Here is a 20583-nt window from a genome sequence, read left to right as displayed (position 1 = left end):
CGGGCGGCGCGTCAGCCGTCGCGGCCCGCGAGATCGCCGAGCCCCGGGTCGGGGTCCGGGTCCGGGTCCGTCTTCGGGTTCCGGTTCGGGTCGGGTGGGGGAGGGGACGGGAGTTCCAGGCCGTAGTGGTGGTAGAGCTGGAGCTCCTGCTCGGGGGAGAGGTGGCGGCCGACGCCGAAGTCGGGGGCGTCCTTGATCAGGGCGCGGTCGTACGGGACGTGGAGACCGTCGTCGGTGAAGTCGCTGGGGGCCAGGGGGACGAAGGCGTCGCGGCCGAAGAGGCCGGTGCGGACGGCGGCCCACTCGGGCACGCCCGTCGCGTCGTCCAGGTACACCTCGTCGATGGTGCCGATCTTGTGGCCGTTGCGGTCGTAGGCCTTGCGGCCGATCAGGCTCCGCGGATCGATATCGGTCTGCACGGTCCCTCCAACTGGTCGCAACCGCTCGCAACTGCACTACACCACTACGAAAGTGCACATCCGTGACGTCGGCCACTCGAGGGATCGGGCCTGGACCTCGCTGGTAGGCTGGCAGGCGGCTGTTGACCCCATGCGGGAGAGTCCTCTGGAGAATCCTTTCGGAGGCGCCGAAGGAGCAAATCCTCCCCGGAATCTCTCAGGCACCCGGTACCGCATGGACGAGGTCACTCTGGAAAGCAGGGCGGGCGTCGGACGGCATCCGCTCTCACCGACGGTGAAAGCCGGGCGGCCCCCAGTGGCGCCCGGTGAAGCTCTCAGGTTGAGATGACAGAGGGGGAGGCCGTCCGGGCACCCGCGCCATGGTGCCCCTCGCAGGTCGTGACGACCAGGAGGCCTCCGTAGATGACCGCCAACCGTACTCCGCTCTCCGAGCTTGAGCAGGGCATCCCCTTCGAGCAGCGGCACATCGGCCCCGACGCCGAGGCCCGCGCCAAGATGCTCGCGCAGGTCGGCTACGGCTCGCTCGACGAGCTCACCGCCGCCGCCGTGCCGGATGTGATCAAGACCGCCGAGGCGCTCGGGCTGCCGGCGGCGCGCACCGAGGCCGAGGTCCTCGCCGAGCTGCGCTCGCTCGCCGACCGCAACCAGGTGCTGGCCCCGATGATCGGGCTCGGCTACTACGGCACCTTCACGCCCCCGGTCATCCTGCGCAACGTCATGGAGAACCCGGCCTGGTACACGGCGTACACGCCCTACCAGCCGGAGATCTCGCAGGGCCGCCTGGAGGCGCTGCTCAACTTCCAGACCATGGTCGCCGACCTGACCGGCCTGCCGACCTCCGGCGCCTCGCTGCTCGACGAGGGCACCGCCGCCGCCGAGGCCATGGCGCTGGCCCGCCGCGTCGGCAAGGTCAAGGGCGGGGTCTTCCTCATCGACGCCGACGCCCTGCCGCAGACCATCGCCGTCATCGAGACCCGCGCGGAGCCGACCGGCGTCGAGGTCGTCGTCGCCGACCTCAGCGAGGGCATCCCGGCCGAGGTCGCCGAGCGCGGCGTCTTCGGCGTGCTGATCCAGTACCCGGGCGCGTCCGGTGCCGTACGGGACATCAAGCCGGTCATCGACCGGGCCCACGAGCTCGGCGCCATCGTCACCGTCGCCGCCGACCTGCTCGCGCTGACGCTGCTCACCTCGCCCGGCGAGCTGGGCGCCGACATCGCCGTCGGCACCACCCAGCGGTTCGGCGTGCCCATGGGCTTCGGCGGTCCGCACGCCGGCTACATGGCCGTGCGCGACACCTTCGCCCGCTCCCTGCCGGGCCGGCTCGTCGGCGTCTCCGTCGACGCCGACGGCAACAAGGCGTACCGCCTGGCGCTCCAGACCCGTGAGCAGCACATCCGCCGCGAGAAGGCCACCAGCAACATCTGTACCGCGCAGGTGCTGCTCGCCGTCATGGCCGGCATGTACGCCGTCTACCACGGTCCCGACGGGCTGAAGCAGATCGCGCAGCGCGTGCACCGCTACGCGGCGATCCTCGCCGAGGGGCTGCGCGCCGGCGGCGTCGAGGTCGTCCACGGCAGCTTCTTCGACACCGTGACCGTCCGGGTGCCGGGCAAGGCCGCCGAGGCCGTCGCCGCCGCCCGCGAGAACGGCGTCAACCTGCGCCTCGTCGACGCCGACCACGTCTCGGTCGCCTGCGACGAGACCACCGGCCGCGCGCAGCTCGCCGCCGTGTGGGAGGCCTTCGGCGTACGCGGCGACATCGAGGCGCTGGACGCCGAGACCGCGGAGGCGCTGCCCGAGGCGCGCTTGCGTTCGGACGCGTACCTGACCCACCCGGTCTTCCACGCGCACCGCTCGGAAACCGCGATGCTGCGCTACCTGCGCAAGCTCGCCGACCGCGACTACGCGCTGGACCGGGGCATGATCCCGCTCGGCTCCTGCACGATGAAGCTGAACGCCACCACCGAGATGGAGCCGGTGACCTGGCCGGAGTTCGGTCAGATGCACCCCTTCGCGCCGGCCGACCAGGCGCAGGGCTACCTCACCCTCATCCGTGAGCTGGAGGAGCGCCTCGCCGAGGTCACCGGCTACGACAAGGTGTCGATCCAGCCCAACGCCGGTTCGCAGGGCGAACTCGCCGGTCTGCTCGCGGTGCGCGCGTACCACCGCGCCAACGGCGACACGCAGCGCACCGTCTGCCTGATCCCCTCGTCCGCGCACGGCACCAACGCCGCCAGCGCCGTGATGGCCGGGATGAAGGTCGTGGTCGTCAAGACCGCCGACGACGGCGAGATCGACGTCGAGGACCTGCGCGCCAAGATCGAGCAGTACCGCGACGAGCTCTCCGTCCTGATGATCACCTACCCCTCCACGCACGGCGTCTTCGAGGAGCACGTCGCCGACATCTGCGCCCAGGTGCACGAGGCGGGCGGCCAGGTGTACGTGGACGGCGCCAACCTCAACGCGCTGGTGGGCCTCGCGAAGCCGGGCGAGTTCGGCGGCGACGTGTCGCACCTGAACCTGCACAAGACCTTCTGCATCCCGCACGGCGGCGGCGGCCCCGGCGTCGGCCCGGTCGGCGTCCGCGCCCACCTCGCCCCGTACCTGCCGAACCACCCGCTCCAGCCGGGCGCCGGCCCCGAGACGGGCGTCGGCCCGATCTCCGCCGCCCCGTGGGGCTCGGCCGGCATCCTGCCGATCTCCTGGGCGTACGTCCGGCTCATGGGCGGCGAGGGCCTCAAGCGCGCCACGCAGGTCGCGGTGCTCGCGGCCAACTACATCGCCAAGCGCCTGGAGCCGCACTACCCCGTGCTGTACACCGGCCCGGCCGGGCTCGTCGCGCACGAGTGCATCGTCGACCTGCGCCCGATCTCCAAGGCGACCGGGGTCAGCGTCGACGACATCGCCAAGCGCCTGATCGACTACGGCTTCCACGCGCCGACCATGTCGTTCCCGGTCGCCGGCACGCTGATGATCGAGCCGACCGAGAGCGAGGACCTGACCGAGCTCGACCGGTTCTGCGACACGATGATCGCGATCCGCGGCGAGATCGAGAAGGTCGCCTCGGGCCAGTGGCCCGCCGAGGACAACCCGCTGCGCAACGCCCCGCACACCGCGGCCGCGCTGGGTGGCGAGTGGTCGCACGCGTACAGCCGTGAGGAGGCGGTCTTCCCGGCCGGGGTGTCCGCCGCGGACAAGTACTGGCCGCCGGTGCGCCGGATCGACGGCGCGTTCGGTGACCGCAACCTGGTCTGCTCCTGCCCGCCGCTGGACGAGTACGACAACTGACGGTCGGAGACGGACTGACGGTCGGAAACGGTCGACGGTCGGGACGGCCATGACGAAGGGCCGGTACGGAGTGATCCGTACCGGCCCTTCGCCGTGCGCCGGCCGGTTCAGGCGGCCGTCATGACGTGTGAGGTGCCGAGCGGTCGGTGCGGCGCGATGATCTGGCCGTCCGGCAGCAGTTCACCGGTGTCCTCGAAGAGGAGGACGCCGTTGCACAGCAGGCTCCAGCCCTGTTCCGGGTGGTGCGCCACCAGGCGGGCCGCCTCCCGGTCGGCGGATTCGGCGGTCGGGCAGGGTGGCTGGTGCTGGCACATGGATGGGTTCTTTCGCTGCGGTGTGGTGTCTGTCCTGCGGCTCGATGCGGTGTTCATGGCCGCCCCCCGTTGTGTCGGTCGATCCGGTCCCAGTGTTGCCCCACGGGCGTCCGTCCGCAGGGATTTCGCAGCAGCTCTTCCTACTGCCTAAGGACGTATCACCCGTGCGGATGGTTCAACTCAAACCCCCTGTCCCTTCGGGTGGTTCGGGGTGGCCCCAGTGGGCTAGCCCGTACGGGCCACCCCGTCGCGTCACGCGGTTGACTCCAGCAGCGGCGGCGGTCCGAGGCGGAGCGTCAGGACCGGCAGCAGGTCCGCGACCCGGTACGGGAGGTGGGCGGCGATCCCGGGCGGCGCGGGCGCCAGCGGCACCAGCAGGTCCGTCGGGGCGGGGCTGCCGGTGGCCGGGTCGGCGTCCGGGTCGCCGTGCAGCCACAGCGTGAGCATGTACAGCTCCGGCACGGACAGCAGCCGGGGCTGGTAGTGCGTCGTCATCGTCTCGGCCTGGTGCAGGGCGCGCTCGGTCGAGGCGAGGTAGGGCCCCTCGAAGAAGTGCGAGAAGGCCCACCCGTCCGGGGTGAGCCTGGTGTCCGCGGCGGCGACGGGGCGGTCGCCGCCGCGGATCAGGAACCGCCAGCCGGTCAGGCGCGTGCGCGGTGCGCCGGCGGGCGGAACGATCTGGTCGCGTACGTCGAGCACGTCCAACTCGTGGACGGGAAGCGGCAGTTCGGGGCTCAGCGGTCCCTGGACGGACCGCAGGGCAGGGGTGTGCGCCTCACGGACGGCGGCGGAGCCGAGGGCCATGAGGACACTGCGAAGGGCGGGCGCGGGTGCCTGGGAGACATGGAGCGGCATGGTTGGGTCGCCTCTCACTCAAGAGACAGGTGATGCGGGGGAGGTGCGGACGGCGCTGTCGGCGGCGGGGTCAGAGGGCGGGTCCATAAGGGGGCCGTCGGGCCATGGCCGGGCGCCGACTCTCTGCCTCGTCCGCGGAGTTTATACGACGCGTGTTCACGTGATGTTTCCGCTAGCTGTCGCCGATATTGCAAACAAGCCCGGATCGGGACTTTGTTTTGCGGAGTTCCTGTAGATTTCCCGTGAACCCCACGGCTGCGGCCTGCACCGCCGCTCAGTGCGCGGTCGGCCGAATCTCGCCGGTGATTATCATCGGAAGTCAGCGGGACTTGCCCGTGGTAACCACGCGCTGCGGCTTGCCCCCGGAATGTGCCGGACGGTCTTCCTAACCAGCCTACCCGCCACGCGGTTCCGGCGGGGGCGTTACAGATCAGTCCGGCTGGGCATTATCGTCCGTGATGCGGGCGGCCGACGCCGCGCGCCACCCACGAGGAGGGACGCTTCGATGGGGGAGAAGGTCGTGGCGGGCGCGTTCGACCTGTCCGATCGGCAGAGGTACCGCCACAAGCTCCAGCAGTGTCTCAAGGCCCTTGAGCGACTCCTCGCCGAGAAGAGGTTCGACCGCCCCAAGAATCTGATGGGGCTGGAGATCGAGCTGAATCTGGCGGGCTCGGACGGCCTGCCGCGGATGATGAATGCCGAGGTGCTGGAGCGCATCGCGAGCCGGGATTTCCAGACGGAACTCGGAATGTTCAACCTGGAAGTGAATATCGCTCCGCACCGGCTCGGCGGCCGTGTTCTCGATCAGCTCGCCGAGGAGCTGCGCACCGGCCTCGGGTACGCGCACCGCAAGGCCAAGGAGGTCGACGCCGGGATCGTGATGATCGGGATTCTGCCCACGCTCGCCGAGGGTGATCTCGTCTCCGGGAACCTGTCGGACGTCGACCGGTACATGCTGCTCAACGACCAGATCGTCGCCGCGCGGGGCGAGGATTTCACGCTCGACATCGAGGGCGTCGAGCACCTCAGCTCCACCGCCACCTCCATCACACCCGAGGCCGCCTGCACCTCCGTACAGCTGCACCTCCAGGTCACTCCCGCGCGGTTCCCGGACGTGTGGAACGCGGCGCAGGCCATCGCCGCCGTCCAGATCGTGGTCGGCGCCAACGCGCCGTTCCTCTTCGGGCGCGAGCTGTGGCGCGAGTCCCGGCCGCCGCTGTTCACGCAGGCCACCGACACCCGGCCGCCCGAGCTCCAGGCCCAGGGCGTACGGCCGCGCACGTGGTTCGGCGAGCGGTGGGTCTCCTCGGCGTACGAGCTCTTCGAGGAGAACGTGCGGTACTTCCCCGCCCTGCTGCCGATCTGCGACGACGAGGAGCCGCTGCGGGTCCTCGACCAGGGCGGCGTACCGTCCCTCCAGGAGCTCGTCCTGCACAACGGCACGGTCTACCGCTGGAACCGGCCGGTGTACGGAGTGGTCGACGGCGTACCGCACCTGCGCGTGGAGAACCGGGTGCTGCCGGCCGGGCCGACCGTCGACGACGTACTGGCCAACGCGGCCTTCTACTACGGGCTTGTACGGGCCCTGGCGGAGGAGCCCCGGCCGGTGTGGCGGCGGATGCCGTTCACCGACGCGGCCGACAACTTCGACACCGCGTGCCGGTACGGCATCGACGCCGAGCTGCGCTGGCCCCGGCCCGGGCGTGGCGGCGGGAGCACGACCGTCCCGGCGGTGAAGCTCGTACGGGACGAGCTGCTGCCGCTCGCGGCGGCGGGCCTCGACGCGTGGGGCATCGAACGGGCCGACCGCGACCGCTACCTGGGGATCATCGAGGAGCGGTGCAAGCGGCGGGTGAACGGCGCGTCCTGGCAGGTGGAAACGTTTCATCGGGCCCTGGCCGCGGGCCTGGGGCGCGACGCCGCGCTGGCCGCCACCACGCGCCGCTACTGCGAGCTGATGCGGGAGGGCGAGCCCGTGCACACCTGGCCGGTGGGGTTCCCGGCGCCGTAGGGAAAGCTGTGCCCGTAGGGCAAGCTGTGCCCGTAGGCGTGGAGCCGGGACGGGTGAAGTGGAGACAGGTGTGCAGGCAGAGGCGGGGCGTGTGGCCGAGTCGGTTCCCGACGGGGGTTCGGGTTCCTCCCGAAGGATCTTCCGCTCCGAGCTGCTGCTCGTGCTGGCCCTCTCGCTCGGCGCCAGCGCGGTCGCCTCACTCATCAGCTTCGTCGGGGCGCTGACGAAGCCCGGCGGCCTGAAGGACCAGGCGGCCCACCTCAACACCTCGGCGGCGCCCGGGCGGCCGTGGCTCGACCTCGCCTGGCAGCTGTTCGGCATCGCGACGGCGCTGGTGCCGGTCCTGCTCGTGGCGCACCTGCTGCTCAGGGAGGGCGCCGGTCTGCGGACCATCGGCTTCGACCGCCGCAGGCCGTGGAGCGACCTGGGCCGCGGGGCGCTGGTCGCGGCGGGCATCGGCAGCGCCGGGCTGGCCTTCTACCTGGTGGCGCGGGCGGCCGGGTTCAACTTGACCGTGGTGCCCGAGTCGCTGCCCGCGGTGTGGTGGAAGTACCCGGTCCTGATCCTGTCGGCGGTGCAGAACTCCGTGGTGGAGGAGGTCATCGTCGTCGGGTATCTGCTGCGCCGGCTCGGGCAGTCCGGCTGGACGCCGGTGGCGGCGCTGGTGGCGAGTGCGGTGCTGCGCGGTTCGTACCACCTGTACCAGGGCATCGGCGGATTCATCGGCAACATGGTGATGGGCGCGGTCTTCGTGGTGCTGTACCGGCGGTGGGGGCGGGTCGGCCCGCTGGTGGTGGCGCACGCGCTGCTCGACATCGTGGCGTTCGTCGGGTACGCCCTGCTGAAGGGGCAGGTGGGGTGGTTGCCCGTCGAGTGACGGACCCCTGGTGGTGAGGGGGCGTACGGCGATGCCGCCGCACGCCCCCTTCGTCGTCTCAGGCGAGCAGGTCGCCCTCGACGACCGTCACCGCCTTGCCCGTCAGCAGCGTCCGCGCGCCGCGCAGCGCGGTGCGGACCAGCCCGGTGCGGGCGCCGCCCTGCAAGCCGGTCAGCTCGTCGCGGCCCAGGCGCTCCGACCAGAACGGCGCGAGCGCGGTGTGCGCGCTGCCGGTCACCGGGTCCTCGTCGATGCCGACCGCCGGGAAGAAGCAGCGGGAGACGAAGTCGTAGCCGCGTGCCGGCTCGGCGGCGGCGGCCGTGGCGATGACGCCCCGGTCGGACAGGCCCGCCAGCGCCGGGAGGTCCGGCGCCAGGGAGCGTACGGCCTCCTCGTCCGCCAGCTCCACCAGCAGGTCGCCGATGTGCGCGGCCGTGTCGTGTACGGAGACGACGTCGGCGCCGAGCGCCTTCGCGAGCCCGTCGGGCGCGGGCACCGGCGTCAGGCTGGAGGTCGGGAAGTCCATCGTGACCGTGCCGTCCTCCGCGGCCGTCGCCGCCAGGATGCCGCAGCGCGCGGCGAAGCGGACGGTGCCGGTCGCGTGGCCGGTGGTGTGCAGGACGTGCGCGGTGGCGAGGGTCGCGTGGCCGCACATGTCCACTTCGGCGACCGGGGTGAACCAGCGCAGCGCCCAGTCGGCATCGCCGCCGGGCGGGAGCGGGTGGGCGAAGGCGGTCTCGGAGAGGTTGAGCTCGGCGGCCACCTTCTGGAGCCAGTGGTCGTCCGGGAAGGCGTCGAGGAGGAGTACCGCTGCCGGGTTGCCGGCGAAGGGGCGGTCGGTGAAGGCGTCGACGATTCGAATCCGCATGGGGCCGACGGTAGGGGCGCGATGAGGCGGAGAGCCACGGCCAATTCGAGCTCGCTGGACTGGCCTCGGCGAGGAGACGCTCGCGATCGCGGCTGTCCGGTCTGCGAGAACCCGCTGTTAGATTCGTCCGTCATGCGATCACGTGAGTACGACCTCGACTTCCGCGACCAGGCCGGACGGCTGCGCGCCTGGGGTATCGGTCTGTTGGTCGTCGCGGCGCTCCAGTGGGCATGGTGTGCCCTGTTGCTGCTGACGCCGTACGAGGTCGACAGGGTGCCTGACGACCATTACCCCGCGGAGTGCGAGTCACGGTTGTTGACCGACCGTGGTACGGCCAACGACGGTCTGCGCAGGGAAGACTGGTGTGCGAACGAACGCGACTGGCCGGAAGCCCTGGCTGTGCTCGGGCTGTCCGTGCCGGTGTCGGTCGCCGGCGCTGTTCTCTTCACGAGCGGCAGTCTCAGTCTCCGGATGAGCGCCCACGCCGAGGCGATGCGTGAGCTGGACAAGTGACGTGCCACGGGACCGTGAGGCGCGGCGCCGCGACCTCGCTGTGAGGCATTGAAGAAGCCGCCGGCGCGTCCGCCCACCCATTCTTTCGGTTCGCCGAACACCTCCAGAAGATGCTCGGTCACGGCCACCGGCCGGCCGGAGCTTACCCAGCGATGCTCTCGAACGATTGCCCGCCGAAGTGTTCCGATATATCGTTGACACATCGCGACACGTTATCGATGGAGGGAGCGTCAGTGATGCACGCAGCTGACCACGGACACGGACACGGACGCGGACACGGACACGGACACGGACACGAGCATGGACATGGGTCCGGGCACGGGCCCGGCTGGGGCGGCGAGTTCGGTGGCTTCGAGCGGCTGCGCGCCGCCTTCGGGCCGTTCGGACCGGGCTTTGGTGGCGGCCCCTTCCGCGGAGGGCCGTTCGGTGGCGGGCCCGGGCGGGGAGGCGGTCGGGGCAGGGCGCGGCGCGGTGACGTCCGTGCCTCGATCCTGGCCCTGCTGAAGGACCGCCCGATGCACGGCTACGAAATGATCCAGGAGATCGCCGAACGCAGCGGCGGGGCCTGGCGGCCCAGCCCCGGCTCGGTCTACCCCACCCTCCAGCTGCTGGAGGACGAGGGCCTGATCGTCAGCGAGAGCGACGGCGGCAAGAAGCTGTTCACCCTGAGCGATGCCGGACGCGCGGAGGCCGAAGCGGGGCCCGAAGCCCCCTGGGAGGAGGCCGGGCGCGGGGTCGACTGGGAGGCGCTGAACGAGATCCGGCAGGCCGGCACGGGCCTGTTCGAGGCGTTCGGGCAGGTCTGGAAGACCGGTAACGCCGAGCAGCGGCAGAAGGCCCTGGCCGTCGTCAACGACGCCCGCAAGAAGCTCTACCTGATCCTCGCCGACGAGGACTGATCCACCCCAAGGAGGCGGCGGGTCCCGCGACCGGTCTCGGTCGCGGGACCCGCCGTTCGTCGAGCCGCCGCCGTCGAACCGCCTCCACCGGTCGGCGACTTGCCGTAGCCGTCTCAACAGGTGTCACAGCCTTTACGCTCCTGACCGGCTGCTGCCATGATGTGCCGATGCACGCGTCTCAGGGGAGAAGCGCCGGCCTGGGACTTGCCCTGGCCTCGGCCTTCGCATTCGGTGGATCAGGTGTCGCGGCCAAGCCGCTGATCGAAGCGGGTCTCGACCCGCTGCACGTGGTGTGGCTCCGGGTGACGGGCGCCGCGCTCGTCATGCTGCCCGTCGCCTGGCGCCACCGCGACCTGCTGCGCCGCAAGCCCGCGCTGCTGGCCGGCTTCGGGCTGCTCGCCGTGGCCGGCGTACAGGCCTGCTACTTCGCCGCACTCTCCCGCATTCCCGTCGGCGTCGCCCTGCTCATCGAGTACCTCGCCCCGGCGCTCGTCCTCGGTTGGGTGCGGTTCGTCCAGCGCCGTCCCGTGACCCGTGCCGCCGCCGTCGGTGTGGTCCTCGCCGTCGGGGGCCTCGCCTGCGTGGTGGAGGTGTGGGCGGGGCTCAGCTTCGACCTGCTCGGACTGCTGCTGGCGCTCGGCGCCGCCTGCTGCCAGGTCGGCTACTTCGTCCTGTCCGACCAGGGCTCCGACGAGGCCGAGCCCGCCGATCCGCTCGGCGTCATCGCGTACGGACTGCTCATCGGCGCCCTCGTGCTCACCGCCGTCGCGCGCCCCTGGGGCATGGACTGGTCCGTGCTCGGCGGCACCGCCGACATGGGCGGGACCGAGGCCCCGGCCTGGATGCTGCTCGGGTGGATCGTGCTGATCGCGACGGTCCTCGCGTACGTCACCGGGATCGTCGCCGTACGCAAGCTCTCGCCGCAGGTGGCGGGCGTGGTGGCGTGCCTGGAGGCGGTCATCGCGACCGTACTGGCGTGGGTGTTGCTGCGCGAGCACCTGTCGGCGCCGCAGATCGTCGGCGGTGCGGTCGTGCTCGTCGGGGCCTTCATCGCGCAGTCGTCGACGCCCAAGGCGGTCCCGGCCGAGCCCGTGGCGGGGTCGGAACCACCCGAGGAGGGCGCCGGTAATGAGGTGGCTGCCGGCCGGGCCGCCACGTAAGGTGACGATCATGCATTCGACCGTGCTGCCGCCGCCCGCCGCGTAAACGCGGGCGGACACTCTTCTCGACCTCCTCTGACGAGGACCGGGCTCGGGGCCCTCGGCCCCGGGCGGTTCGTCGCTGCCCGCGTACGGAGTCAAGCGGCCAACCTTCCCGTTCTTCGTACGGAGACGTCACGTGTCGAATTCCTCCATGGCTTCCTCCATGGCCCTGCCCGTCGGGCGGAGCCTGCTCTATCTGATCGTCGCCGGAGTGGCGTGGGGCACCGCCGGAGCGGCTGCCTCGCTGGTGTTCCGGATCAGCGATCTCGGGCCCCTGGCCCTGTCGTTCTGGCGCTGCGTCGGCGGACTCGTGCTGCTGCTCGGCGCGCTCGCGCTACGACGCGGGCCCGTGGTCGGCCGCCCGGAACCCCGGCGGCGCCGGGTTTTGCGCATCCTCGCCACGGGGATCGGCCTCACCGCCTTCCAGAGCGCCTACTTCGCGGCGGTCGAGGTGACCGGACTCGCCGTGGGGACCGTCGTCACGCTCGGGGCCGGGCCCGTGCTCATCGCGCTCGGGGCGCGGCTGACCATGGGCGAGCGCCTCGGGCGCGGCGGGGCCGTCGCCGTCGTGGGGGCGCTCGCCGGGCTGGGCGTGATGGTCCTCGGCGACGGCACCGGAGAGGTGCGTCCCGCGGGGGTCGCGCTGGCGGTGCTCTCGGCGGCCGGGTACGCGGCGATCACCCTGCTGACGCGGTGGCTCGGCCGCGACGGCGGTGGCGCGGACCCGCTCGCCATGTCCGTGTGGGCCTTCGCGGTCGGTGCCGCCGCCCTGCTGCCGATGGCGGCGGCGGAGGGGCTGCTGCCGCACACGGCCGAACCGGCGCGGGTCGTCGGGCTGTTGGCGTACATCGCCGCGGTGCCGACCGCGCTCGCGTACGCGCTCTACTTCGCGGGGGCGGCGGTCGTACGGGCCGCGACCGTGTCCGTGATCATGCTGCTGGAGCCGGTGAGCGCGGCGGTCATCGCGGTGACGGTGCTCGGCGAGCGGCTGACGGCGGCCACGGTGGCCGGGACGCTGCTGTTGCTGACGGCGGTCGCCGGGCTGGCGGCCGCGGAGGCGAGGGCCGCGTCGGCGGTACGGGCGCGGCGGCGCGAGGCGACGGCCTGAGGCCTGGCGGCATGAGGTCTGAGGCGTGAGGCCTCGGGCCGGGGTGTCGGGCCGGGCTGGATGTGCCCGGCACCCCGGCCCGCACGCGGGGATCCTCGGGTTCAGAGGGCGGAGAGGTACTCCGGCAGCGCGATGGACGGGTCGAGGTCGTCGGAGGGGACCGGGGTGCCGTAGGCGGTGCTCAGCGGCACGACACCGCTCCAGTGGGGGAGCGGGAGGTCCTCGGCGTCGTCGTTCGGGCCGCCCGTGCGCACCTTGGCGGACACCTCGGTGAGGTCGAGGCGCAGGACGGCGGTCGCGGCGAGCTCCTTGGCGTTGGCGGGGCGGGAGTCGTACGAGCGGCCGGGGACGACGTGGTCGACGAGCGCGTCGAGCGCGGCCGTCTTCTCCTCCGGGTCGGTGACCTGGTGGGCGGTGCCGTGGACCACGACGGAGCGGTAGTTGATGGAGTGGTGGAAGGCGGAACGGGCCAGCACCAAGCCGTCGACGTGGGTGACGGTCAGGCAGACCGGAAGGCCCGGGTCGGGCTTGCCCGCCATGCGTACGGGGCGCGAGCCGGTCGAGCCGTGAACGTAGAGGCGCTCGCCGACGCGGCCGTAGAGGGTCGGCAGGACGACGGGCCTGCCGTCGCGGACGAAGCCGAGGTGGCAGACGTACGCCGCGTCGAGGATCGAGTGCACCAGCGCGCGGTCGTACGAGGCGCGCTCGCGGGCGCGGGTGGGGACGGTGCGGTCGGTCGGCTCGTACGACTCGGATGACTCGTACGGCTGCTCCGGCTCGGACGGCTGGCCCTGTTCGTACGCGACGGTCGTCTCCGGCATGGCGGACTCCATTGCACTAGTGCATAATGCTGTTTGTGCTAGGAGACTATCGGATCGTAGGGCGCCGCGCATCTGAGATCGCCGCGAGCGTGGAGCAGGGCGTCGGTACGGGGCGGCTGGAGCCCGGTCAACTACTGCCTCCGCTGCGGGAGTTGGCCGCGGAGCTGGGGGTCAATCCGAATACGGTGGCCGCCGCGTACCGCACCCTGCGCGAGCGGGGAGTGATCGAGACGGCCGGGCGCCGGGGCAGCCGGGTGAGGCCCCGGCCCGCCACCACGGTGCGCGGGTCGCTCCGGATCGAGGCCCCCGAGGGCGTACGCAGTGTGGAGAAGGGCAACCCCGATCCGGCGCTGCTGCCGCCGCTCGGCGAGGCGCTGGCGGCCGCGGCGCGGCGCAACGCCGAGGAGCCCGTGCTGTACGGCCGGGCACCCGTGGGCGAGGACTTCGCGCGGCTCGCGCGCGCCGCGCTGGACGCCGACGGCGTGCCGGACGGGCCGATCGCCGTGACCTCCGGTTCGCTGGACGCCACCGAGCGGGTCCTCGCCGCGCACCTCAAACCGGGGGACACGGTCGCCGTGGAGGACCCCGGCTGGGGCTCGCTCCTCGACCTCGTGCCGGCGCTGGGGCTGCGGCCCGTGCCCGTCGCCGTCGACGACGACGGGCCGCTCCCCGGCGCGGTCGAAGGCGCGTTGCGCGGCGGCGCGCGGGCGCTCATCGTGACCTGCCGGGCGCAGAACCCGACGGGCGCGGCGGTGAGCGCCGCCCGCGCCGCGGACCTGCGGGAGGTGCTGGGCCGGCGCCCCGAGGTCCTGCTCGTCGAGGACGACCACGGGCACGGCTTCGTCGACCTGCCGGCACACCCGCTGGCGGGCGTGACGGACCGCTGGGCGTTCGTGCGGTCGGTCGCCAAGGCGTACGGCCCCGACCTGCGGCTCGCCACGCTCACCGGGGACGCCGTCACCATCGACCGGGTGCTCGGGCGCCAGGGGCTCGGGCCCGGCTGGGTGAGCCTGCTCCTCCAGCGCGCGGTCGTCCACCTGTGGGAGACCGGTGCGGTGGACACGCGCGCGGTCGCGCGGGCTTACGGAGAACGGCGCGACGCGCTCGTACGGGCCCTGGCGCGGCGCGGCGTCGAGGCGCACGGCCGCAGCGGCATGAACGTGTGGGTGCCCGTGGCCGACGAGACCGGGGCGGTGGCCCGGATGCTGCACGCGGGGTGGGCGGTCGCCCCCGGTGCACGGTTCCGCATGGTGGCGGGGCCGGGGATCCGGGTCACCGTCTCCGGGCTGGCACCCGCCGACATCGAGGTGCTGGCCGACGCGGTGGCGGCGGCCGCCGGACCGATGCCGGCGCGCGGTTACGCCTGAGACCGCTCGGTGCGAGGGGCGCGGCTCTGGGTGCTCTGGGTGCTCCGGCCGCTCTGGGTGAGGGCCGCGCCGGCCAGCACGATGAGGGCGCCGACCGGGGTGTTCCAGGTGAGCCGCTCGTCCAGGAGCGTCACGCCGGCGGCGGTGGCGATGACCGGGATGAAGTAGGTGACCATCTGCGCCGTGGTCGGGCCGACCTCGGCGACGATCCCGTACTGGAGCAGCACGGCCAGGCCCGTCCCCAGGGCGCCCAGGGCGACCACCGCGAGCAGCGGAAGGACCGGGAACTCCTGCGGCCACGAGGTGAACAGCGGTGTCACGGCGGCCAGTTGCAGCGTGGCCAGGAACAGCTGCGCGCCGGTGAGGGAGAGGTGCGACTCGCCGCGGCCCGCGAGCGTACGGCGGACGTAGATCCAGCCCACGGGGTAGCTGAGCGACGCGAGCAGCGCCATGGCGGTGCCGGTGACGTCGAGCCCGGAGAAGCCCTGCCAGGCGCCGAGGACGGTCAGGACGCCGAGGAAACCGATGCCGAGCCCGGCGACGCGGCGCCGGGTGGGGCGGTCCTCGGAGAGGGCCACCAGGGACAGGATCATGCCCCACAGGGGCGAGGTGGCGTTGCAGATGCCGGCGAGCGTCGAGGGGATCGTCAGCTCGGCGTACGCGAAGAGCGAGAACGGCAGCGCGTTGAGGAGGAACCCCGCCACCGCCAGATGGCCCCACGTGCGGGCGCCGCGCGGCAGTGCGGTGCGCTTCACCGCCATCGCGACCGCGAGCACCGCCGTACCGAACAGCAGCCGGCCGAAGGTGACGTGGAAGGGGGCGTACGCCTGGGTGCCCACCTTGATGAGGAGGAAGCTGAAGCCCCAGATGAGCGCGAGCACCGCGAAGCGGACGCGCCAGTCCAGGGCGGCCCGGCGGAGGGTGAGGACGGTGGGCGCTGTGGGTGCTGCGGGTGCTGCGGGAGTCGGGGTGGCCGACCGAGGCGCGGAGGGGGGTGCGGTGCTCATGACGACCACCCTGGTCCGCGGGACGTCGTAGGACAAGCGAGTTTTCGTCGACCTCTTCGCTTAGAATCGCTTACATGTTGAACTTGGAGCGCCTGCGGACCCTGGACGCCGTCGCCCGGCACGGCTCGGTGACCGGCGCGGCCGACGGACTGCATGTGACGACGTCGGCCGTCTCGCAGCAGCTGGCCAAGCTGGAACGCGAGGTCGGGCAGCAGCTGGTGGCGAAGAACGGGCGCGGCGTGCGGCTCACCGACGCGGGGCAGCTGCTGGCCGATCACGCGGCGCGGATCCTCTCCCAGGTGGAGCTCGCGCAGGCGGACATAGAGGCACAGCGCGGGCAGGTGGTGGGCGAGGTGCGGCTGGCAGGCTTCCCGACCGCCGCGCGCGGGCTGTTTCCGGCGGCGATCGGCCGACTGCGCCGCGACCACCCCGACCTGAGCGTGCGTACCAGCGAGCTGGAGCCCGAGCGCGGCATCGAGCACGTCATGCGCGGCGACATGGACCTCGCGGTGGTCCTCGACTGGAGCAACAAGCCGCTGCCGGTGCCGAGCGCGCTGGCACGCGAGCCGCTGCTGGACGACGCCGCCGATGTCGCCCTCCCGGCGGACCACCCGCTGGCGGGGCGGACCGAGGTGGACCTGGAGGAGTTCGCCGACGACGACTGGGTGTCGTGGCCCCAGGGCGAATTCTGTTACGAGTGGCTGATGTTCACGCTGCGGTCGAAGGGCATCGAGCCGCGCATCGCCCACCTGGCGGGGGAGCACCACACGCAACTCGCGCTCATCCAGGCGGGGTTGGGGGTGTGCGTCACGCCTCGGCTCGGCCGCGGGCCGGTGCCGGAGGGCGTCACGCTCGTGCCCGTACGGCAGCAGATGCGCCGACACATCTACGCGGTCTGGCGCGCGGACGCGGACCGGCGGCCCTCGATCCGGGCGGCGGTGGGGGCGCTGCGGGAGGTGGGGCGGGCGGTCGGCAGCTGAGCGCCGCGCTTGGGGCCGGTCGGTGACCGGCCGTGGCGATCGGTTGAGGGGGACGGTCATCGGGTCCCGGGCGGGTCATCGCGGGGATCCCCTCCGTGCACCCCCGCGACGACCCGTCCGCCGCGCCCTCAGTCACCTGCTCCCTCGGTCACCCGCCCCGGGTCGGCCCTGCCCTCATGCCAGCTTGATCGAGTCGCCGTCGACCGTGATCGACGCCGCCGCGAGCGGCGAGGTGGCCGGGCCCGCCTTGACGCTGCCGTCCGTCGCGTCGAACTTCGAGCCGTGGCACGGGCAGTTGATGACCCCGTCCGCCACGTCCTTCACCGCGCAGCCCGCGTGGGTGCACTTGGCCGAGAAGGCCTTGAACTCGCCCGCCCTCGGCTGCGTCACCACGACCTCTCCGAAGACCTTGCCCCCACCCTCCGGGATGTCGGCCGTCTTCGCGAGCACCTGCCCCGCGCCGCCCGCACCCCCGGCCCCGCCGGTGGTGCCGGCGCCGCCGGTCCCGGCGGCCGGCTGTCCGGCACCGGACGGGGCCGGGCTGTCCGAGCCCCCGCACGCGGTGAGCACGGCGGCCAACCCCGCCCCGCCCGCCGCCGCGACGACGGCACGGCGCCCCACCGCGCTGGTGGTCCCCTGCGATCCGGTCATTCCGGCTTCCCTTCCACGATGGTCAGAACGTCACCCAGGGGTACGGGCCTGCAGGCCCGCTCGTTCAGCCGCACAGCGACCTTTTGAGGAAGTCGAGTTCGAGCGGGTGCTGGTTGCTCGCCACATCCTCCCGGGTAACAGATGGGTCGCACCGGACAGCGGCAGCACGTTGTGGGGCCGGCCCACCGCGAGCAGGGTCGCCGACAGGCGCAGGGTATGGACGGTGACCACATTGTCGTCGGCAAGGCCGTGGACCAGCAGCAGCGGCCGGGACAGCCGGTCGGCGTCCGGGATCAGGGAGGAGCGCTCGTAGTTCTCCGGAGCGTCCGGGTGACCGAGAAAGCGCTCCTCCCAGGCGTGTCGTACAGCCGCCGGTCGGTTGGCGCCGCGCCCGCGGCCGCCGCGTGGACACGTCCGGGCGGTGCGGTATGGCGCCTACGGCGAGGCAACCGCCGTACGACCAGCCCCGGATCGCCACCCGGTACAGGCCCAGGCCCAGGTAGGCCTCCGCGGCCGCATGCATTGCGTCGACCTGGTCCTCCAGGGGAGCGGTCAGCCGGTCGCCGTGGATCGCGGTCTCCCACGCTCGGCCCCGGCCGGGTGTGCCGCCCCCGTCCGTGACGAGCACGGCGAAGCCCTGCTCGGCGACCACTGCCACCGCGCTGTACCAGCGGTGCGCCCGCACCGCGAGCTGGAGCCCGTACCCGGCGCACGGACTGAGCAGCACCGGCGGGGGGCCCGAGCCTGGCTCGTACCACGACGGCAGGTACAGGTGACTGCGCAACTTCCTTGCGCCGAGGGACAGATGGCGGGCCGGGGCGTGACCAGCGGGGGTCTCGGCGTGGACGGCGATGGTTCCGACGGGCTCACCGCCGCGCAGCACGGTCACCGGCCATCCGCCGGGCGTGCGGCCGTCAGGGACGACGGTGCCGTCGCCGACCGACGCGGCGTGGACGCCCGGTTCCCGGCTGATCCGGTGGAGGCCGTCGCCGGGGCCCACGGGGTCGTAGGCCAACACGTGCGTCTCGGTCCGCGAACCTATGGGTGATCGCGTTGCCAGCGGGCCCCGGCACATTTGGTAGCGGACCCAGCACGCTGTCACGAGGTGGCGGCCGTGGTCCTCACGATTCGGTGAGATTTGGTACGCAGACCGGCACCACCGGGCGGTGACCAGGTGGCCATGTGGCCGGTGGGCCGGTCTGCTGCCGTGGGGATCAGCCGCGCCAGCGCCGTACGGTGTCGCCGTGCAGGGTGAGCCACGTGCCGTCGCCCAGCGGCACTGGCAGGCAGTCCACGGCGTCCGGGTAGTGCACCTCACCTCGCACGGTGAGAGTTTCGGCATCGAGGATGAAGTGGCGCGCTTCCTCGCCCCAGGGGTCCTCCCCTGCCGCTGCCAGGATGCGGTCGCCGTCGACGTAACCAGGCCGGCCCATGAAGACCAATGCGTCCGGCAGGACGTCGCTGGTCTCGACAGCGAGTGGTTCCTGCGCACCTGCCGCGTAGCGGGACAGGAGATCCCCTCCGACGGAGATGGTCAGGAAGTCGCCGGGTGCGATGCAGCTGCCCGTGAACGGTTCGTCGAAGGTGCCCACGGTCCGCAGGTGCAGCGCGGTGTCGGGGGTGAGGGAGACGAGGAGGGAGTAGGCCTCCTCCTGCCCCTGAGCCGCGTTGAGGAACACCTCCGCCGCTCCGGTGGGGCCCTGCTGGAACTCGTAGGTGCCGTCGGAGGACGGCATGACGGTCTCAGCGACGACCTCACCGGTCTTCAGGTCGAGAGCGATGCAGGCGTCCTGCCGACGGCCCTGATCCGTCAGTGTGGCAGCGGGTACGGCGGCGAGCAGGTAGCGGCCGGTCGGGTCGGGACAGCAGGCACCGAAAGATCCGCTCGGCCACGGCGAGTGTGGAAATGTCCAGCGGGCCTGCCCGTCCGCGTCATAGACCGTCACAGCCTCGCGGGTGCTGGCGGCTAGAGCTCCATCGGGAGCAGGAGAGCAGTACGAACGGCTCTCGGCCAGAGCGCGAATGGCCCAGCTGTGCTGCGTGTCCAAGACCGTGCCCTGGTCGCTGGATACCCGGACCAGGCGGATATCCGCTGCGCTGCGGGCCACCAGCCAGTAGGCACCATCCCTCACCAGCCACTGGTCGAGTCTGCCGTCCGACCCGGCAAGGCCGGAGAACTCCTCGCTGGCTGTGAGCTCCGCGGACACCGGCGTGTGCTCCATGCTGCTACTTCTTCCTCAGATAGTTGTCGGGCCAGTAGAACTTCACGTAGTCGCTACTGTTGGTCTCGTAGACGGTGACCACTTTGCCGCTTGCGCGGGTCACGGGAGGGCAGATGTCCGGGCAGGCTTTACGTGAGGCTGCTCCATGGGTTGGAAGCCAGCTCTCCTTGCCGTTGGCTACATGCCTGCGCGCGAGGAAGTGGAGGATGTTCTGCTCTGCATGGCCTCCCCTTACCTTGGGTGGTGTCGGTGGCAGGTACTCGCTGGCGGGGAGGGGGATAAGGCCCAGTTGCTTGGCGAGCGTCTGTTGCTCGGCATTCAGGGGTACCTTGCTGGTGCCCGCCACGAACGAATGCCGCTTTGCCCTAGCAAGTTCAGTGCCTCGTCAGGACAAGAAGTTGCATCCCCAGTGCTTTGCGCGCCCTGGGACGTGTTCCCGGTTGCTACAGAGCCGGGCGCTGCGGCCATGTCGTCTCGGCAGAGATGGCCGAGCAACGTTAGACCTCGTCAGGTCGACGCGTAGGTCCCAGCAGAGTTTCCTCCTGGTCCACTTAGCGGCATAGCGGCAGTGTGCCTCGTAGCCGACGGGTAGTCGGGTGTTGGATCCTGGCCGACCTTGTGGCGATTCTGCTAGGGGTTGACGGACGGCGAGGTGGCATGGGCCCAGAGGACGTTGGGCAGCGTGCAGAACTCGCATAGCCCTCGGACTATGCAGAACTCGCGGCTTGCCGCAGCCCGGGCAGGCGTACAGCCGGCATAGCCCGCGGACGGCCCGCAACGGCGACAGCCTTTTTGTGGGGTGCGCAGTGCGCATGGGGCGGACGCAGCCGACAGGGCAGGCCGGGATCCGTAGGTGCGCGTTTGCCCCACACGAGCACGTCTTCGTCGCCACCTGGATATGGCGGCGACACCGGGCGCGGGGTGGGTGCAGTCGGCCGCCATGTTCATGCTGGAGGCGGGGAAGTCCGTGGTGACGTGGGCGCGGCGGCTCGGCACTCTTCACCGACTGTCACGCCCAGTTACTCTGTTCACTTCATGCCGGATGCCGGGAGCAAGGGGCGTACCGCGATCGACGGACTGCTCGGAAGGTAGGGCGATGAGCGTGGCAGTCGAAACCCCAGATCATTCCCCAGGGCTGACCATGGCCGGGGCTCCCGCGCGAGCTTCTTGGAGTTGACCGT

19 protein-coding genes, 1 pseudogene and 1 riboswitch are annotated in these 20583 nt (G+C 71.9%); of the genes and pseudogenes, 9 read left to right on the top strand and 11 right to left on the bottom strand.

Going from position 1 to position 20583, the window contains the following annotated elements; translation table 11 throughout:
• Positions 1-11: 11 nt before the first annotated feature.
• Complete coding sequence (locus ACIRNI_RS25030; RefSeq protein ID WP_403554471.1) at positions 12-419, bottom strand: PRC-barrel domain-containing protein; 408 nt, start codon at positions 417-419, stop codon at positions 12-14.
• Positions 420-542: 123 nt separating this feature from the next.
• Positions 543-642: riboswitch (glycine riboswitch) on the top strand.
• A gap of 179 nt (positions 643-821) precedes the next feature.
• Here ACIRNI_RS25030 and gcvP point away from each other — a divergent pair.
• Positions 822-3707 (top strand): aminomethyl-transferring glycine dehydrogenase, encoded by a 2886-nt coding sequence (gene gcvP, locus ACIRNI_RS25025; RefSeq protein WP_403554469.1) that lies wholly within the window; start codon positions 822-824, stop codon positions 3705-3707.
• 107 nt (positions 3708-3814) lie between these two features.
• Here the strand turns inward: gcvP and ACIRNI_RS25020 are convergent, their stop codons facing one another.
• Both ACIRNI_RS25020 and ACIRNI_RS25015 read right to left on the bottom strand, forming a co-directional pair.
• Positions 3815-4021: a DUF5999 family protein gene (locus tag ACIRNI_RS25020; RefSeq protein WP_403554467.1), complete on the bottom strand. Its 207-nt coding sequence runs from the start codon at positions 4019-4021 to the stop codon at positions 3815-3817.
• 252 nt (positions 4022-4273) lie between these two features.
• Positions 4274-4876 carry a hypothetical protein gene (locus ACIRNI_RS25015; RefSeq protein WP_403554465.1) on the bottom strand — a complete coding sequence of 201 codons (603 nt, stop codon included), beginning with the start codon at positions 4874-4876 and terminating at the stop codon, positions 4274-4276.
• A 505-nt stretch (positions 4877-5381) separates the two neighbouring features.
• On the opposite strand from ACIRNI_RS25015, the gene ACIRNI_RS25010 reads away from it, so the two are divergent.
• Both ACIRNI_RS25010 and ACIRNI_RS25005 read left to right on the top strand, forming a co-directional pair.
• A complete protein-coding gene (locus ACIRNI_RS25010) occupies positions 5382-6887 on the top strand; it encodes a glutamate--cysteine ligase (protein WP_403554463.1) in 1506 nt (501 codons plus the stop codon).
• 70 nt (positions 6888-6957) lie between these two features.
• Positions 6958-7764, top strand: a complete 807-nt coding sequence (locus tag ACIRNI_RS25005; RefSeq protein ID WP_403554461.1) for a type II CAAX prenyl endopeptidase Rce1 family protein — start codon at positions 6958-6960, stop codon at positions 7762-7764.
• Between the two features lie 58 nt (positions 7765-7822).
• Here the strand turns inward: ACIRNI_RS25005 and ACIRNI_RS25000 are convergent, their stop codons facing one another.
• Positions 7823-8632 (bottom strand): PhzF family phenazine biosynthesis protein, encoded by an 810-nt coding sequence (locus ACIRNI_RS25000; protein WP_403554459.1) that lies wholly within the window; start codon positions 8630-8632, stop codon positions 7823-7825.
• Between the two features lie 132 nt (positions 8633-8764).
• On the opposite strand from ACIRNI_RS25000, the gene ACIRNI_RS24995 reads away from it, so the two are divergent.
• From ACIRNI_RS24995 to ACIRNI_RS24980, 4 genes are all read left to right on the top strand, one after another.
• Positions 8765-9145, top strand: coding sequence for a hypothetical protein (locus ACIRNI_RS24995; RefSeq protein ID WP_403554458.1), 381 nt, complete (start codon positions 8765-8767; stop codon positions 9143-9145).
• A 236-nt stretch (positions 9146-9381) separates the two neighbouring features.
• On the top strand, positions 9382-10044 hold the full coding sequence (locus tag ACIRNI_RS24990; RefSeq protein WP_403554456.1) for a PadR family transcriptional regulator: 663 nt from the start codon (positions 9382-9384) through the stop codon (positions 10042-10044).
• A 167-nt stretch (positions 10045-10211) separates the two neighbouring features.
• Entirely contained in the window at positions 10212-11204 is a 993-nt protein-coding gene (locus ACIRNI_RS24985) for an EamA family transporter (protein ID WP_403554454.1), read from the top strand.
• A 193-nt stretch (positions 11205-11397) separates the two neighbouring features.
• Positions 11398-12354, top strand: a complete 957-nt coding sequence (locus ACIRNI_RS24980; protein ID WP_403554453.1) for a DMT family transporter — start codon at positions 11398-11400, stop codon at positions 12352-12354.
• Between the two features lie 101 nt (positions 12355-12455).
• Here the strand turns inward: ACIRNI_RS24980 and ACIRNI_RS24975 are convergent, their stop codons facing one another.
• Positions 12456-13175: a pyridoxamine 5'-phosphate oxidase family protein gene (locus ACIRNI_RS24975; protein ID WP_403554451.1), complete on the bottom strand. Its 720-nt coding sequence runs from the start codon at positions 13173-13175 to the stop codon at positions 12456-12458.
• A gap of 35 nt (positions 13176-13210) precedes the next feature.
• On the opposite strand from ACIRNI_RS24975, the gene ACIRNI_RS24970 reads away from it, so the two are divergent.
• Positions 13211-14542 carry an aminotransferase class I/II-fold pyridoxal phosphate-dependent enzyme gene (locus tag ACIRNI_RS24970; protein ID WP_403554449.1) on the top strand — a complete coding sequence of 444 codons (1332 nt, stop codon included), beginning with the start codon at positions 13211-13213 and terminating at the stop codon, positions 14540-14542.
• Here ACIRNI_RS24970 and ACIRNI_RS24965 read toward each other — a convergent pair.
• Complete coding sequence (locus tag ACIRNI_RS24965) at positions 14533-15549, bottom strand: DMT family transporter (RefSeq protein WP_403554447.1); 1017 nt, start codon at positions 15547-15549, stop codon at positions 14533-14535. The genes ACIRNI_RS24970 and ACIRNI_RS24965 overlap by 10 nt on opposite strands.
• Positions 15550-15623: 74 nt before the next feature.
• On the opposite strand from ACIRNI_RS24965, the gene ACIRNI_RS24960 reads away from it, so the two are divergent.
• Positions 15624-16529, top strand: coding sequence for a LysR substrate-binding domain-containing protein (locus ACIRNI_RS24960; protein WP_403554445.1), 906 nt, complete (start codon positions 15624-15626; stop codon positions 16527-16529).
• Positions 16530-16703: 174 nt separating this feature from the next.
• Here the strand turns inward: ACIRNI_RS24960 and ACIRNI_RS24955 are convergent, their stop codons facing one another.
• The 5 genes and pseudogenes from ACIRNI_RS24955 to ACIRNI_RS24935 form a co-directional block, all read right to left on the bottom strand.
• Positions 16704-17180: a Rieske (2Fe-2S) protein gene (locus ACIRNI_RS24955; protein WP_403554443.1), complete on the bottom strand. Its 477-nt coding sequence runs from the start codon at positions 17178-17180 to the stop codon at positions 16704-16706.
• Positions 17181-17210: 30 nt separating this feature from the next.
• Positions 17211-17477 carry an alpha/beta hydrolase family protein gene (locus ACIRNI_RS24950; protein ID WP_403554494.1) on the bottom strand — a complete coding sequence of 89 codons (267 nt, stop codon included), beginning with the start codon at positions 17475-17477 and terminating at the stop codon, positions 17211-17213.
• Between the two features lie 175 nt (positions 17478-17652).
• Positions 17653-18255, bottom strand: a pseudogene (locus ACIRNI_RS24945) (prolyl oligopeptidase family serine peptidase); the annotation flags it as partial.
• Between the two features lie 139 nt (positions 18256-18394).
• On the bottom strand, positions 18395-19402 hold the full coding sequence (locus ACIRNI_RS24940; protein ID WP_403554441.1) for a hypothetical protein: 1008 nt from the start codon (positions 19400-19402) through the stop codon (positions 18395-18397).
• Positions 19403-19406: 4 nt separating this feature from the next.
• Complete coding sequence (locus ACIRNI_RS24935; protein WP_403554439.1) at positions 19407-19748, bottom strand: hypothetical protein; 342 nt, start codon at positions 19746-19748, stop codon at positions 19407-19409.
• Positions 19749-20583 lie beyond the last annotated feature (835 nt).

It is taken from the genome of Streptomyces sp. NPDC093546 (genome assembly GCF_044765045.1).
Lineage (GTDB): Bacteria > Actinomycetota > Actinomycetes > Streptomycetales > Streptomycetaceae > Streptomyces.
Note: the sequence above shows the minus strand (reverse complement) of the source record. Positions and strands in the feature narration are given on the sequence as shown.

Bases quoted from the DNA above. Each gene is read 5' to 3' on its own strand.
- gcvP (WP_403554469.1), top strand. From the start codon at position 822: ATGACCGCCAACCGTACTCCGCTCTCCGAGCTTGAGCAGGGCATCCCC.
- ACIRNI_RS24990 (WP_403554456.1), top strand. From the start codon at position 9,382: ATGCACGCAGCTGACCACGGACACGGACACGGACGCGGACACGGACAC.
- ACIRNI_RS25020 (WP_403554467.1), bottom strand. From the start codon at position 4,021: ATGTGCCAGCACCAGCCACCCTGCCCGACCGCCGAATCCGCCGACCGG.
- ACIRNI_RS25010 (WP_403554463.1), top strand. From the start codon at position 5,382: ATGGGGGAGAAGGTCGTGGCGGGCGCGTTCGACCTGTCCGATCGGCAG.
- ACIRNI_RS25000 (WP_403554459.1), bottom strand. From the start codon at position 8,632: ATGCGGATTCGAATCGTCGACGCCTTCACCGACCGCCCCTTCGCCGGC.
- ACIRNI_RS24980 (WP_403554453.1), top strand. From the start codon at position 11,398: ATGGCTTCCTCCATGGCCCTGCCCGTCGGGCGGAGCCTGCTCTATCTG.
- ACIRNI_RS24965 (WP_403554447.1), bottom strand. From the start codon at position 15,549: ATGAGCACCGCACCCCCCTCCGCGCCTCGGTCGGCCACCCCGACTCCC.
- ACIRNI_RS24940 (WP_403554441.1), bottom strand. From the start codon at position 19,402: ATGGAGCACACGCCGGTGTCCGCGGAGCTCACAGCCAGCGAGGAGTTC.
- ACIRNI_RS24955 (WP_403554443.1), bottom strand. From the start codon at position 17,180: ATGACCGGATCGCAGGGGACCACCAGCGCGGTGGGGCGCCGTGCCGTC.
- ACIRNI_RS24960 (WP_403554445.1), top strand. From the start codon at position 15,624: ATGTTGAACTTGGAGCGCCTGCGGACCCTGGACGCCGTCGCCCGGCAC.
- ACIRNI_RS24995 (WP_403554458.1), top strand. From the start codon at position 8,765: ATGCGATCACGTGAGTACGACCTCGACTTCCGCGACCAGGCCGGACGG.
- ACIRNI_RS24985 (WP_403554454.1), top strand. From the start codon at position 10,212: ATGCACGCGTCTCAGGGGAGAAGCGCCGGCCTGGGACTTGCCCTGGCC.
- ACIRNI_RS25015 (WP_403554465.1), bottom strand. From the start codon at position 4,876: ATGCCGCTCCATGTCTCCCAGGCACCCGCGCCCGCCCTTCGCAGTGTC.
- ACIRNI_RS24975 (WP_403554451.1), bottom strand. From the start codon at position 13,175: ATGCCGGAGACGACCGTCGCGTACGAACAGGGCCAGCCGTCCGAGCCG.